The sequence below is a fragment of the Agrobacterium sp. OT33 genome (assembly GCF_017313365.1).
Taxonomy (GTDB): domain Bacteria; phylum Pseudomonadota; class Alphaproteobacteria; order Rhizobiales; family Rhizobiaceae; genus Agrobacterium; species Agrobacterium rhizogenes_A.
Map to the genome: position 1 here is coordinate 117,479 of NZ_JAFLMZ010000001.1, position 13,515 is coordinate 130,993.

At 60.1% G+C, this 13,515-nt stretch carries 16 protein-coding genes; 2 read left to right on the forward strand and 14 right to left on the reverse strand.

What is annotated here, in order from left to right:
* Positions 1-213: 213 nt before the first annotated feature.
* The 3 genes from JZX88_RS00600 to JZX88_RS00610 form a co-directional block, all read right to left on the reverse strand.
* Positions 214-1,308: a putative zinc-binding metallopeptidase gene (locus JZX88_RS00600; protein WP_174028944.1), complete on the reverse strand. Its 1,095-nt coding sequence runs from the start codon at positions 1,306-1,308 to the stop codon at positions 214-216.
* Positions 1,309-1,531: 223 nt separating this feature from the next.
* Positions 1,532-1,723: a CsbD family protein gene (locus JZX88_RS00605; protein ID WP_206912237.1), complete on the reverse strand. Its 192-nt coding sequence runs from the start codon at positions 1,721-1,723 to the stop codon at positions 1,532-1,534.
* A 125-nt stretch (positions 1,724-1,848) separates the two neighbouring features.
* A complete protein-coding gene (locus JZX88_RS00610) occupies positions 1,849-2,454 on the reverse strand; it encodes a YqgE/AlgH family protein (RefSeq protein WP_003521117.1) in 606 nt (201 codons plus the stop codon).
* Positions 2,455-2,615: 161 nt separating this feature from the next.
* Here JZX88_RS00610 and JZX88_RS00615 point away from each other — a divergent pair, with 161 nt between their 5' ends.
* Together JZX88_RS00615 and JZX88_RS00620 are read left to right on the forward strand one after the other, a co-directional pair.
* A complete protein-coding gene (locus JZX88_RS00615) occupies positions 2,616-3,464 on the forward strand; it encodes a protein-disulfide reductase DsbD domain-containing protein (protein ID WP_206912239.1) in 849 nt (282 codons plus the stop codon).
* Positions 3,465-3,585: 121 nt separating this feature from the next.
* Positions 3,586-4,065, forward strand: a complete 480-nt coding sequence (locus JZX88_RS00620) for a peroxiredoxin (RefSeq protein ID WP_206912240.1) — start codon at positions 3,586-3,588, stop codon at positions 4,063-4,065.
* A 147-nt stretch (positions 4,066-4,212) separates the two neighbouring features.
* Here JZX88_RS00620 and JZX88_RS00625 read toward each other — a convergent pair whose 3' ends face one another.
* The 11 genes from JZX88_RS00625 to ctaD all read right to left on the reverse strand — a co-directional run bounded on the left by JZX88_RS00625 (position 4,213) and on the right by ctaD (position 13,515).
* Complete coding sequence (locus JZX88_RS00625) at positions 4,213-4,521, reverse strand: Dabb family protein (protein ID WP_065115054.1); 309 nt, start codon at positions 4,519-4,521, stop codon at positions 4,213-4,215.
* Positions 4,522-4,663: 142 nt separating this feature from the next.
* Positions 4,664-5,104 carry a ribonuclease HI gene (rnhA, locus tag JZX88_RS00630; RefSeq protein ID WP_065115053.1) on the reverse strand — a complete coding sequence of 147 codons (441 nt, stop codon included), beginning with the start codon at positions 5,102-5,104 and terminating at the stop codon, positions 4,664-4,666.
* Positions 5,101-6,069 (reverse strand): homoserine kinase, encoded by a 969-nt coding sequence (locus tag JZX88_RS00635; RefSeq protein ID WP_206912241.1) that lies wholly within the window; start codon positions 6,067-6,069, stop codon positions 5,101-5,103. Before JZX88_RS00635 ends, rnhA begins: the two co-directional genes overlap by 4 nt.
* 89 nt (positions 6,070-6,158) lie before the next feature.
* Positions 6,159-7,205 carry a 4-hydroxy-3-methylbut-2-enyl diphosphate reductase gene (gene ispH / locus JZX88_RS00640; protein ID WP_065115052.1) on the reverse strand — a complete coding sequence of 349 codons (1,047 nt, stop codon included), beginning with the start codon at positions 7,203-7,205 and terminating at the stop codon, positions 6,159-6,161.
* 63 nt (positions 7,206-7,268) lie between these two features.
* A complete protein-coding gene (locus JZX88_RS00645; RefSeq protein WP_206912242.1) occupies positions 7,269-8,003 on the reverse strand; it encodes an SURF1 family protein in 735 nt (244 codons plus the stop codon).
* Positions 8,004-8,013: 10 nt separating this feature from the next.
* On the reverse strand, positions 8,014-8,400 hold the full coding sequence (locus JZX88_RS00650; RefSeq protein ID WP_065115050.1) for a DUF983 domain-containing protein: 387 nt from the start codon (positions 8,398-8,400) through the stop codon (positions 8,014-8,016).
* 362 nt (positions 8,401-8,762) lie between these two features.
* A complete protein-coding gene (locus JZX88_RS00655) occupies positions 8,763-9,638 on the reverse strand; it encodes a cytochrome c oxidase subunit 3 (protein ID WP_046798508.1) in 876 nt (291 codons plus the stop codon).
* 58 nt (positions 9,639-9,696) lie between these two features.
* Positions 9,697-10,314, reverse strand: coding sequence for a cytochrome c oxidase assembly protein (locus JZX88_RS00660; RefSeq protein ID WP_065115049.1), 618 nt, complete (start codon positions 10,312-10,314; stop codon positions 9,697-9,699).
* 28 nt (positions 10,315-10,342) lie between these two features.
* Positions 10,343-10,474 (reverse strand): hypothetical protein, encoded by a 132-nt coding sequence (locus tag JZX88_RS26280; protein ID WP_003521105.1) that lies wholly within the window; start codon positions 10,472-10,474, stop codon positions 10,343-10,345.
* The gene (locus tag JZX88_RS00665) at positions 10,474-11,427 is read right to left on the reverse strand and encodes a heme o synthase (protein ID WP_065115048.1); all 954 of its coding nucleotides are present in this window, start codon (positions 11,425-11,427) and stop codon (positions 10,474-10,476) included. The genes JZX88_RS26280 and JZX88_RS00665 overlap by 1 nt, the downstream gene beginning before the upstream one ends.
* 387 nt (positions 11,428-11,814) lie before the next feature.
* The gene (gene ctaD / locus JZX88_RS00670; protein WP_065115047.1) at positions 11,815-13,515 is read right to left on the reverse strand and encodes a cytochrome c oxidase subunit I; all 1,701 of its coding nucleotides are present in this window, start codon (positions 13,513-13,515) and stop codon (positions 11,815-11,817) included.

Below are 13,515 nucleotides of genomic sequence, written 5' to 3' on the forward strand. Positions count from 1 at the left end.
CTCTCCTCGACGGTCAGACTTGTCCCTCTTGACGAAAACAACCCCTTTTCGTCATTCCGGCCTTGAGCCGAAATCCAGCCGACGGGCGTCTGCCCGGCGGAAAGGCTCCTTTCAGCCCAAGGACTTGGGCTGGCTGGATACCGGCTCAAGGCCGGTATGACGGGAGAAGGAAACGATGATTCCCCTGATCAGGACTCTCCTCTTCCCCGGCATTCATTGCACTACCGAATTCTGCTCTACCATCGACGCCACCCTCCCATGCAGGAGGTCGTGAATGAACTCCATCTTCGCCACCACCGGCGGCGTCAGCACGAAGGGGTAGAGGTCCGCCTCCCCCATGCTGCGCTGAATGGAATTGATGGCGACACTGAGGGGGATCCAGGCCTTGACCAGCTGTGCGGCGCTGCGGGCGTTATAGGGATCGAACGTCACCTCCGCCGCCATTTCCTCATGTCCGTCCGGGTCGACCGCCACGCCGAAAGCGCGTGCCGTCTCCAGCGTATCGACGATATGCAGATAGTGGGCGAAACATTCGGCGAAGTCCTCCCAGGGGTGAACCGAGGCATAGGAGCTTATGAAGCTTTCCTGCCAGTCAGGACGCGGTCCCTGTTCATAATTGCGCTGCAGCGCCGCGCCGTAGTCCTCACGATCATCGCCGAAGACGGCGCGGCAGGCTTCCAGCCGGTTGTCGTCGCGCACCAGCTTGTTCCAGATGAAATGCCCGACCTCATGGCGGAAATGGCCGAGCAGGGTGCGATACGGCTCATTCATGTTGGCGCGCACCTGTTCGCGCGTCACATCGTCGGCTTCGGCAGCGCGGATTGCGATCAGGCCTTCATCGTGCCCGGTCATAGCCGGAATGACGGAACCGTCGGGCGCCACCGCATCGACCAGAAAGTCGAAGACGAGGCCGCCGGCCGGATCAACATCACGGTTGGGATGCGGCAGGCCCAGCCGAAGGATCGAATAAAACAGATGCCGCTGCGCCTGGCTGATGCGGCGCCACTGTTCGATCCCCTGCTCCGTCGCGATGTCAGGCACCAAACGATTATGGCTGCAAGCCGGGCAAAAGGCGCTATCGCTTTCCGCCGGCACCGACCAGTTACAGATGTCGTTCACCTCATTGGCGCAGAAACGCACCTGTTTTTCCGGCTCCGCGACGATCTGCCAGTTCGGCTCGCCGGCAGGCGCAAGCGCTTCCATGCAAAGCCGCTCCGGCACGAAGGCCAGACGATGGCCGCAGGAGACGCAGAAACGATTGTCGAAATGGACCGGCTGGCCGCAGGAAGCGCAGGAGAAAAGCTTCATTGATGAAACCCTTGCGATGGATCACGGAGTTGGGAAGAGCAGTGGACAGTTCAGTTCCTGTTGATGACGCCCGGCTGGATTGCCGGCGGTCCCGTTCAATCGTGCTCCGCGAAACTCCGCTTCTGACGGAAAGTTATCTGCATCACACGACAAGAGCGCATGTGCGGTAACACATGCGCTCCAGGCGCCGCATCGTGGAAAGGCGCAGTCCCGTCAGGCGGGATTATATGCGGTCGACGGCGCCCTTGACGGCGTCCTTCGCCTTGCCGACAGAAGTCTGAACCTTGCCCTTGGTTTCCTGGGCGGCACCCTTGGCGCGCAATTCATTATTGCCCGTCGCTTCGCCGACGCTCTTCTTGATTTTGCCAGCAACTTCGTTGGCTTTACCGGCGATCTTGTCTGATGTGCTACCCATGTTACTACTCCCTGGTTGAACCGTACTGTCTGCCCGGCTTTCCGGGTGAGTAACGTCAGGGGGCGGGATTTGGTTCCAGCCCATAATTGGATGGGCGGGCAGCGGAAAATTCAGGCGTGCCAGATTCAAGCGTGACCGGCATCCGTGGAGAGCATCCGCGCATCGACGCCCATCAGGGCGAGCGCCCGCTCGTATTTATTGTCCAGCCCCCGGTCGAAGATCAGCTCTTCCGCAGCCGGGCAATTCAACCAGCCATTATTGGCGATTTCGTTTTCCAGCTGGCCCGGCCCCCAGCCGGCATAACCGAGCATCATGGTGGCCCTTTGCGGGCCACGGCCGTTGGAGATGGCACGAACGATATCGAGCGTCGCCGTCAGCGAGATGTCATCGCTGACCGGGATGCTGGATTCGCTTAAATAATCGTCGGAATGCAGCACGAAACCCCGGCCGGATTCGACCGGGCCGCCGCACTGGATCGGAAATTCACGCGTGCGGTTGGGCAGCATGATGGCATCGTTGCTATCGACCAGTTTCAGATGCAGCAAAATATCGGTGAAAGTGATCTGCTGCGGCCGGTTGATGATGAAACCCATGGCGCCGGCATCCGAATGGGCGCAGATATAGATCACCGAACGGGCAAAATTGCCGTCGTCCAGCCCCGGCATCGCGATGAGGAACTGACCATCGAGAAAGCCACGTTCGCGTTTGTCCATCAGGGTTGAAAAGCTCACCGGCGCCTCCAGCAGACCGAATTCCGTCGCTCGACGGAAAACGGCGTTCGCACTTCGACAAAGGACAGGATGCGGCATAGCGTTCCATCAATCAACCGAAAATGATGGGCCGCACGAATTCGTAACTGGTCCGCCGGCCGATGTTGGGTTAGACGGGAAGCATGAGCGTCAGGATATTCTTTCGATTTTCACATCTTCACCTTGCGGTCGCATTTGCCGCCTTCCTCGGCGGCATGCAGGCTGCCCGGGCCGAGATTACCGACTGGGCGAGAAGCGAAGGCGGCCAGATGCGCGTGGCGAGCCTTGCCATGGATGCCGACGGCGTGGTGCGCGGGGTGCTGCAGATCGAGCCGAAGGACGGGTGGATAACCTACTGGCGCGAACCGGGCGAAGCCGGCATACCGCCCAAGATCACACCCGATGCGGCAAGCGGTGTGACGCTCACCACCATGGCCTATCCGGTTCCAAAGCTGATCGAGAACGGCGATATCACCGATATCGGCTATGACCACGCCGTCAGCCTTCCGTTCCAGCTGAAAGCAACCGACCCGACGGCAGGCGGGAAGATCGACCTCACCGCCTTCATCGGTGTGTGCCAGAATATCTGTATCCCCTTCGAGGCGACATTCTCGATCGACCGCGGCAATGCGGGCGATGACGACCGCGAGGAACGGCGCCTGCTGGAGGAGGCGCGCGAAACGCTGCCCGAAGCGGCATCCGACGATTTCAAGGTGATCGACTTCCACATCACGCCCGACAAGACCATGCTCGGCGTGCAGCTGCAATTGCCGGAAAACGCGCCGAAGGAGACAGAGATCTTCATCGCCGGCCCCTCGGGCTTTGCCTATTACGAGCCGCAGAACCTGGTGCGCGACAAGCGCAAGCTCTCCTTCTACATGAACATCAAGGGGCTGCCGAAAACCTATCAGGTACAGGGCAACAGCTGGCCCATTCTGGTCAAATCCGGCGACCGGGCCATGGAAACGATGCTGAATTTCCCGAAACCCTGAGCGCTTCCTCGAGCATCGCCGAGCCGGTGTTTCGCTCTCGAATTTACCTCGAAAACCGCATGACAGATTTCATTTCCGTGCTCTATAGTCGCGCGAACCGAACGACCACAGGAGCATGGACATGACCATCAAGATCGGCGAAAAACTGCCTTCCGCAACCTTCAAGGAAAAGACGGCCGACGGCCCGGTGGAAACCACCACGGACGCGCTTTTCAGCGGCAAGAAGGTGGTTCTTTTCGCCGTGCCCGGCGCTTTCACCCCCACCTGCTCGCTGAACCACCTGCCGGGTTATCTCGAAAACCGCGATGCCATTCTCGCCAAGGGCGTCGACGATATCGTCGCCGTCAATGACTGGCACGTAATGGGCGCATGGGCGCAGTCTTCCGGCGGCCAGGGCAAAATCCACTTCCTCGCCGACTGGGACGCCGCCTTCACCAAGGCGCTCGGCCTCGACGCCGACCTTTCCGCAGGCGGGCTTGGTGTGCGCTCCAAGCGTTATTCGATGCTGGTGGAAGACGGCGTGGTGAAGTCGCTCAACGTCGAAGAAAACCCCGGTCAGGCGACGGTTTCGGCCGCCGCGGCGATGATCGAGCAGCTTTGACGTTAAGAAGAAGGCCTCTTGGCCCTCGATAAGGCGTTATCCCCGGCCCTGTGCCGAGGATGACATCGCGCCCCGTTCAATCGAGACATTGCAGATGCTCGGGGCAAGCCCGGGCATGACGGAAGAGAGCGGCGAAAAGCCGCTCTCTCAAACATTCATATCAAACACCAGAAGCCCGGCCAGGCCGCCATCGGTGAGCGACACGAGACGCTCCCCCACTTCCATATGCTGTGGATGGGCCAGATAGTCGTCGCGGGCCTCGGGGCTTTCCAGCGTCACGATGAAGCCATCGACAAAACCGCCATTCAGCCCTTCGGGTGAGACATTCTGACCGTATTTCACATCGACGATGCCCGGTATCACGTCCTTCAAGGCAGCGATCGCCTCGAATATCGCGTGTTTTTCAGAAGACGCCGTCGCGGCCTTGAACCGTAGAAATACACAATGCAGGATCATCCGGATTCCTCTCCTCCATTGGGCGCCCCGGGGACGCCCTTGACGACAAGATAAGTCGGGTTTCGGTTTTCACAACCCTGATCAATGGAGGCTGGGTCAAATCAACCCCGACTGAACCAGGCGGAACTAAAGCAGGCTTGCGTTACCGGCGTTTGAAGGGCTCCATGCCCTTGCGCGCCAGCTCGTCGGCACGCTCGTTTTCCGGGTGGCCGGCATGGCCCTTGACCCAGTGCAGAGTGACCTTGTGGCGTTGCTGCGCCGCCTCCAGCGCCTGCCATAGTTCAACATTCTTGACCGGCTTGTTATCGGCGGTTTTCCAGCCCTTCTTTTTCCAGCCGAAAATCCACTTGGTGATGCCGTCCTTCACATAGGCGCTGTCGGTATAAAGATCGACCTCGCAGGGGCTCTTCAGCGCATTGAGCGCCGAAATCGCCGCCAGCAGCTCCATACGGTTATTGGTGGTCTCGGCCTCACCACCGGACAGTTCCTTCTCCACCTCACCGTAACGCAGCACGGCACCCCAGCCGCCCGGACCGGGATTGCCGGAGCAGGCGCCATCGGTGAAAATATCGACGTGTTTCATTCGCCCGCCAGCCCATATTCGGCGACATTGGCGATCGAGCGGTGGAACCGCAGCTTGCGCAGATATTCCAGCGGATCTTTCTTCACCACCAGCGCGCCTTCCGGCGTCGTCAGCCAGTCATAAAGGCGGGTGAGGAAGAAACGCAGCGCCGAACCGCGCGCCAGCAGCGGCAGCGCTTCCAGTTCCGCCTCGCTCATCGGCCGCACCGACTGGTAACCTTCCAGCAGCGCCTTGCCCTTGGTGACGTTGTAGGCCCCATCCTTTTCGAAGCACCAGGCATTGAGGCAGATCGACACGTCATAAGCGAGCAGGTCGTTGCAGGCGAAATAAAAATCGATCAGGCCGGACAGTTCATCGCCGAGGAAAAACACATTGTCCTGGAACAGATCCGCATGGATGACGCCGGCGGGCAGATCCTTCGGCCAATGGGTGGCGAGATAATCGATCTCGGGACGGATCTCGTCCCTCAGGCCCTTCTCCACCTCATCGGCGCGGTCCTCGGATTTGTCCCACAGCACCTTCCAGCCTTCGACGGAGAGCGCATTCGGGCGCTTGATTTCGAACCCCTCGCCGGCCAAATGCATGGCCGCCAGCGCCTTGCCGACTTCACGGCAATGTTTTGCCTCCGGCTTTCTCAGCCACATGCCTTCGAGGAAGGAGATGAGCGCCGCCGGGCGGCCCGACAGTTCGCCCAGCAACTCGCCATCCTTGCGCGGCAGCGGCAGGGGGCAGGACAGGCCCTTGGCAGCCAGATGCTGCATGAGGCCGAGGAAGAAGGGCAGATCGTTTTTTTCCACGCGCTTTTCATAAAGCGTCAGGATCAGCGGATCCCTAGTGGTGTGCAGCAGGAAATTGGAGTTTTCGACGCCTTCGGCAATGCCCTTGTAGGAGGTCAGGCTGCCGACGTCATATTGCGTGAGGAAATTCCTCAGATCATCTTCGGTGATGTCCGTATAAACTGCCAATTTCAAATCTCTTGGTGAAGGATGGAATGGAAATCTCGGGTGAGGATGGCGCATGTGGGGAAAACCGCCCACATCAGCACCACCCCGCTTTAAATACCGGCGGCGCTTTTCGGCGGCAGGGCGTTGCTGGCATTGCCGTTGACGAAAGCCATGTCGTCGGTCGTCAGCTCGATGCTGCGCAACTCGCGATTGACGAGGAAATGTTCCGTCTCCTCAACCGTCACGGCGAGATCGAGCGTAGTATCGAAACGCGCCTTGAAGGCCTCGATGATCTCATCAACGATGACCTCAGGCGCCGATGCGCCAGCCGAGAGACCGACGGTGCGGATATCGCCGATTTCATTCCAGTCGATTTCCGAGGCCCGCTGCACCAGCACGGAGCGCTTGGCACCGGCGCGCAGCGCCACTTCCACCAGCCGCTTGGAATTTGAGGAATTGGGTGCGCCGACAACGATGAAGAGGTCGCAGCCGGGGGCCGCCTGTTTCACCGCATCCTGCCGGTTGGTGGTTGCGTAACAGATGCTGTCGGCTGCGGGCGCCTGAATGGCCGGGAAACGTTCCTGCAGCCTGGCGATGACACCGGCGGTATCATCGACCGAAAGCGTCGTCTGGGTGACGAAGCCGAGATTTTCGCGGTCCGCCGGCTCGTAACGACCGGCATCTTCCACCGTCTCGATCAGCGAGACCGTTCCTTCGGGAAGCTGGCCCATGGTGCCGATGACCTCCGGGTGGCCGGCATGGCCGATCAGCACCACATGGCGGCCGAGGCGCTGGTGGCGCATGGCCTGCTTATGGACCTTGGAGACCAGCGGGCAGGTGGCATCGAGATAAAACAGATTACGCGCCTGCGCATCCTCCGGCACGGATTTCGGCACGCCATGGGCCGAGAAGACCACCGGCTGTTCGCGGTGCTCGGCGGGAATCTCGTGCAGTTCCTCGACGAAAACCGCCCCCTTGGCTTCCAGCCCTTCCACCACATAGCGGTTATGCACGATTTCGTGACGGACATAGACGGGGGCGCCATAGGCCTTCAGCGCCAGCACGACGATCTGGATCGCCCTGTCCACGCCCGCGCAAAAGCCGCGCGGTCCGCACAGCCTTATCGTCAAAGGGGGTTTGGAAACAGCGATGTTCATTCCAGCTCCTTGGCCAGCTCCGTGGTCTTGCCCGATAAACGGCCCTACCGGACGGGGCGCGCTTTATTCACCCTGCGCCTTACCGTTCCGGAAATAGGCAAAACCGGCGACGATGACAAGGGCCGCCGCCAGGCCATACCACGTTATCGCATATTGCAGGTGATTGTTGGGCAAATCTATCAGCGTCACGCCGCCCTGCGGCCAGCCGCCCGGATTTGGCGCATTATCAGCATCCACGAAGAGATTGACCAGCCGGTCGGGCGGGATATCGGCACTGGATGCCATCGCCGCCAGATCCTTCCAGTAAAAGATGTTCTTGGCGATATCATTGTCCGGCAGCAGCGAGGACGGTTTTGCAACCAGCGGCGCGCGGGCCAGCCCTGTTATCGTGACCTCGCCGGAAACCTGCCCGTCAGGCCGTTTGGCCGGATCTTTCAGCTCGAAGGGCACGAAGCCGCGATTGACGAAAAGGATGCGGCCATCGGCAAGCGTCAGCGGCGTATAGATGTAATAACCGGTCTGGCCCTGATGGGTGGCGAAGAAATGCCGCTCACGGGCATGATCGAAGGTGCCGGAAAGACTGACCTTGCGATATTCGATATCGTCGCCGCTTTTCGTCATCGCCTCGATATCGGCAATCGTGGCCGGGCTGGCGTTGCGCCGCTCTTCGATATCGGCCAGCAGGGCCTCTTTCCAGTAGAGCCGCTTCACCTGCCAGGTGCCGAGGCCGAGAAGGATGGCAAGCGCCAGCAGCACCAGCGGCGCGGCGAACCAGACCCGTCTGTCCGCCGCCTTCATGTGGGACACCTCATTCACGATCAAGCCTGCCTTCGCTTGCATTGTTGCGGTATTGCAGCGCAATCATGATTCCTTTCAGCTTGCGCAGCAGCACGAGGGAGACAATTACCGTAAACGGCAACCAGAGCATGACATGTACCCAGACGGGCGGGGCAAAACGCTGATCGACCCAGAGCGCCAGCCCGATGACCAGAAAACCGACGATCAGCATGACAAAGACGGCCGGGCCATCGCCCGCATCGGCAAAGCCGTAATCCAGCCCGCAGGCGCTGCAAGCCGGTTTCGGGGTCAGGAAACCGTCGAAAAGCCGGCCATTGCCGCAACGCGGGCAGCAACCTTTCAGACCGACCTTGATGGGATCAACAGGTGCGAAATTGCCGTTTGATGGTTCTGACATGATGACCTCCCGCGAAATTGCCTAACCCCTCGTCCGTCATCCCCGGGCTTGACCCGAGGACCCACGATTTCAGCGGGTTATGGATCCTCCGGTCAAGCCCGGGGATGACGTCCAATCTGTTGGAAGCTTGCCTCAAAACCCGGGCACCTGTTTGTTGTTCGACGGCGCCGCGACTTTCTTCTCCCCGCCGGGGAGAACGTGGCCCGAAGGGTCGGATGAGAGGGCGAGCTATCGGCTTATCTTCACCCTTGCCCCCTCATCCCGCTGCCGCGGACTTCTCCCCGGCGGGGAGAAGAAACAAGTGGGTCCCATTCGCTCCATAGGCAATGCCTTGCTCAGGGCAAGGCTCTATCCGGCGTCGGTTACCCGTGCACCGGCGCGCCCCAGCCACCCCAGATGTAGATGGCGAAGAACAGGAACAGCCAGACGACGTCCACGAAGTGCCAGTACCAGGCGGCAGCCTCGAAACCGAAGTGCTGCTTGGGTGTGAAACCGCCGGCAATGGCGCGGAACAGGCAGACCAGCAGGAAGACCGTTCCGACGAAGACGTGGAAACCGTGGAAACCGGTGGCCATGAAGAAGGTCGCGCCATAGATCGAGTTCTTGAAATCGAACGGGGCGTGAATGTATTCGTAAACCTGCACGGTGGAGAACAGAACACCGAGCGCCACGGTGAGCGCGAGGCCGCTGATCAGGCCCTTGCGGTCATTATGCAGCAGCGCATGGTGCGCCCAGGTGACGCAGGTGCCGGACAGCAGCAGGATAACGGTGTTGTAGAGCGGCAGGTGCCAGGGATCGATGACCTCGATACCCTTGGGCGGCCATTGACCGCCGGTATATTCAAGGCGGGACGCCTGAATGGCCTCATGCGGGAAGAGGCTGGCATCGAAATAGGCCCAGAACCACGCCACGAAGAACATCACTTCCGAAGCGATGAACATGATCATGCCGTAACGCAGATGCAGCGACACGACGCGGGTATGGCTGCCCTCATTGGCTTCCTTGATCGTATCCGCCCACCACGCATACATGGTGTAAAGCACGATGACGAGGCCGATATAGAAAAGCCAGGGATTGGCGAGTTCCGCGCCGAACAGCTTGAACGAGCCGCCCGACAGGTAACGCATGTAACAGACGCCGCCGAAGGTCAGGATGAAAGCGCCGATCGAGGCCAGAAGCGGCCAGGGGCTTGGGTCTATGATGTGGTAGTCGTGGTTCTTCTGATGCGTGTCTGCCATTGCGACAATCCCCTGGTATCTCTTCCCTGATCCGGTCCCAAAAAGGCCAGATCTCCTCTCACAATTTGCTTTCGCCAGATTCAGTCTTTACCGGCAAGGACGCAACCGGTTTTTCGGTTTTGGCCGGATAAAACGTATAGGACAGCGTCAAAGTATGAATGCTCTTGGTTTCGCGCGCCGTGGCAATGTCGGGATCGACAAAGAAAACCACCGGCATTTCCAGTGTTTCGCCCGGCTGCAGCGTCGTTTCGGTAAAGCAGAAACACTCCACCTTGTTGAAATAGGCGCCCGCCTCCATCGGCGTGACGTTGAAGACCGCCGTTCCCGTGGTCGCCACGGGCGAGCGGTTGGTCGCCTTGAAGGTGACCTGCACCGTCTCGCCGATCTTCGGCTTGACCATCCTGTCGACCGGCTGGAAATCCCAGTTGAGGCCGTTCGACGTGTTGGCGTCGAAGGTGACGTTAATGGTCTTGTCGAGGATGACGTCGGAATATTGCTCGACGCGCTGGGTCGTGCCGTTATAGCCGGTGACGCGGCAAAACAGCGTGTAGAGCGGGACGGCGGCATAGGCCATGCCGATCATGGCGCAGAAAAATACGAGACAGAGCACCAGGATGGAGCGATTGCTCACCCGTTGCCTGCCGGTTCCTGCCGTCTGCGTTTCCATATTCGCCATGTCCTCCTCCTCTCCCCTCGATCAGCCCTTAATGCGAGCCGATCTTGATGATGGTGATGATGTAGAACAGCACCACCAGACCGGCGAGCAGGACGCCGAGCGCGATGTTACGTCCGCGTCTCGATTTTTTCTGCGCCGCGCTCAGTTCCACCGTTTCCATCACAGAACTCCCGAAATCACGGCCTTCAGGGCCGGAGCGAAATGATCGGCCAGAAGGCCGGAAAAGATGGCGAAGAGGTAAAGCACCGAATAGGCGAACATCTTCTTGGCGGGCAGCATCTTCTCGTCACCCTCGGGCATGCGCCGGACATCGAGCGAACAATAAACGAAGATCGCGCTCAGCACCGCGGCGAAAATGCCGTAACCGGCGCTTGCCAGACCCGTGAAATAAGGCGCGACGGCAGCGGCCGCCGTCAGCACGGCGTAAACGATCATCTGGTTCTTGGTGGAGCGCTCACCCGCAACGTTCGGCATCATCGGAATGCCGACGGAGCCGTAATCGCGCATCTTGAACAGCGCCAGCGCCCAGAAATGCGCAGGCGTCCACAAAAAGATGATGAGGAACAGGATGACGCTGTCAAGCGAAACGCCGCCGGTGACGCAGGCCCAGCCGAGCATGGGCGGGAAAGCGCCGGCAGCACCACCGATGACGATATTCTGCGGCGTCGAGCGCTTCAGCCACATCGTATAAACGACGGCGTAAAAGAAGATGGTGAAGGCGAGCAGACCGGCGGCGAACCAGTTGACCGCAAGGCCGAGGATGACCACCGAAAAGGCCGACAGCGTCAGCCCGAAGGCCAGGGCCTCACGCGGCGCGATGCGGCCCGAGGGGATCGGCCGCCTGGCGGTGCGGCTCATCACGGCGTCGATATCGGCATCGTACCACATGTTGAGCGCACCGGAGGCGCCGGCGCCGACGGCGATGCAGAGGATCGCGATGATGCCGAGAACCGGGTTGATTTCGCCGGGCGCCAGCACGAGACCCGCAAAGGCCGTGAAGACGACGAGCGACATGACGCGCGGTTTCAGCAATTCGAAATAATCGCGTGCGCCGGCTTCCGAAAGTTCGGAGCCTTCTGCGCCAAGCATGTCGCGATTGTCGATAACGGTCATTTCCTGTCCTGTTTTCTTTCAGATGACGCTTGCCGCGGCATCTCTTGCACCGGCCCGAAAAACGAAGATGGTTTCCGGCATGCGCGGCGCGTCAGTTCATGGGTCCGAATGTCACGACACGGTCGACATCGGGTCGAACCGATGCCTTTCGCCGGCGTTTCGCCACGCCCATTCCGCCATTCGTCTGCGCCTGCTTATTCATAAAGGCCAAACTTGGCATTTATCACATCCGCGCATGTATCATGTCGGACGACGCGCTTCGCTTGGACAAAATGTCACGCAGCAACGGACCTACCCACCTTCGGAAACGGCATGGACGAAACCATGCCGTCCCGCTTTTCAGCAACCGGAATGCACAAGCCTTGCCTGCGCCTTCCGGCCCGCGCATCAGCGAATGCGCGGAAGCTGTTCCCACTGGTGGTAAGGCGGCGGCGAAGACAGCTGCCATTCGAGTGTCGTCGCACCTTCACCCCAGGGATTGTTGCCGGCGATCCGCTTCTTGGCGAAGGCTTCCCAGACGCCGAAGAGGAAGATGCCCACGGCAACGGCCGAGATATAGGAACCGTAGGACGATACCATGTTCCAGCCGGCATAGGCATCGGGATAATCGATGTAGCGGCGCGGCATGCCGGCGAGACCGAGGAAGTGCTGCGGGAAGAAGATCAGGTTCACGCCGACGAACATGACCCAGAAATGCAGCTTGCCGATGAACTCGCTGTACATGTAGCCGGTGATCTTCGGGAACCAGTAATACCAGCCGGCGAAGATCGCGAAGACGGCGCCGAGCGACAGGACGTAGTGGAAGTGAGCCACGACGTAATAGGTGTCGTGCAGCGAACGGTCGAGACCGGCATTGGCGAGCTGCACGCCGGTGACGCCACCGACCGTGAACAGGAAGATGAAGCCGATCGCCCAGACCATCGGGGTCGAGAAGGTCAGCGAACCGCCCCACATGGTCGCGATCCACGAGAAGATCTTGATACCCGTCGGCACCGCGATGACCATGGTGGCGAAGACGAAGTAGCGCTGCGCTTCGAGCGACAGGCCGACCGTATACATGTGGTGCGCCCAGACGATGAAGCCGACCGCGCCGATGGCGACCATGGCATAGGCCATGCCGAGATAACCGAAGACCGGCTTCTTGGAGAAGGTGGACACGATGTGGCTGATGATGCCGAAGCCGGGCAGGATCAGGATGTACACTTCCGGATGGCCGAAGAACCAGAACAGGTGCTGGTAGAGGATCGGATCACCGCCGCCTTCCGGCGAGAAGAACGCCGTGCCGAAGTTGCGGTCGGTCAGAAGCATGGTGATGCCACCCGCCAGAACCGGCAGCGACAGCAGGAGCAGGAACGCGGTGACCAGAACCGACCAGGCAAACAGCGGCATCTTGTGCAGCGTCATGCCCGGGGCGCGCATGTTGAGAATGGTGGTGATGAAGTTGATCGCGCCGAGGATCGAGGATGCGCCGGCGACGTGCAGCGAGAAGATCGCAAGATCCACCGCCGGTCCGGGCATACCGCTCGTCGATAGCGGCGGATACATGGTCCAGCCGCCGCCTACACCATAAGCACCCGCCGGGCCTTCGACGAAGAGCGACAGGAGCAGCAGGATGAAGGCCGGAACGATCAGCCAGAAGGAAATATTGTTGAGGCGCGGGAAAGCCATGTCAGGAGCGCCGATCATGATCGGGATCATCCAGTTGGCAAAACCGCCGATCATGGCCGGCATGACCATGAAGAAGATCATGATGAGCGCGTGCGCCGTGGTGAACACGTTGAACATGTGCTTGCCGCCGTCGATGGCGGCATCGCCCTCGAAGCCGTAAACCATGGAGGCCAGACCGTGGAAGATCTGGATGCCCGGCTCCTGCAGCTCCATGCGCATGACGACGGAAAGCCCGCCGCCGACAATACCGGCGATGATCGCGAAGATCAGATAGAGCGTGCCGATGTCCTTGTGGTTCGTCGACAGGAACCAGCGGGCGAAAAAGCCCGGCTTATGGGAATGATGCGCGTCATGCGAATGATCGTCATGAGCGGAATGACCATGCGAGTGATGATCGTCGTGTGCGGAAGGTCCAGCCAT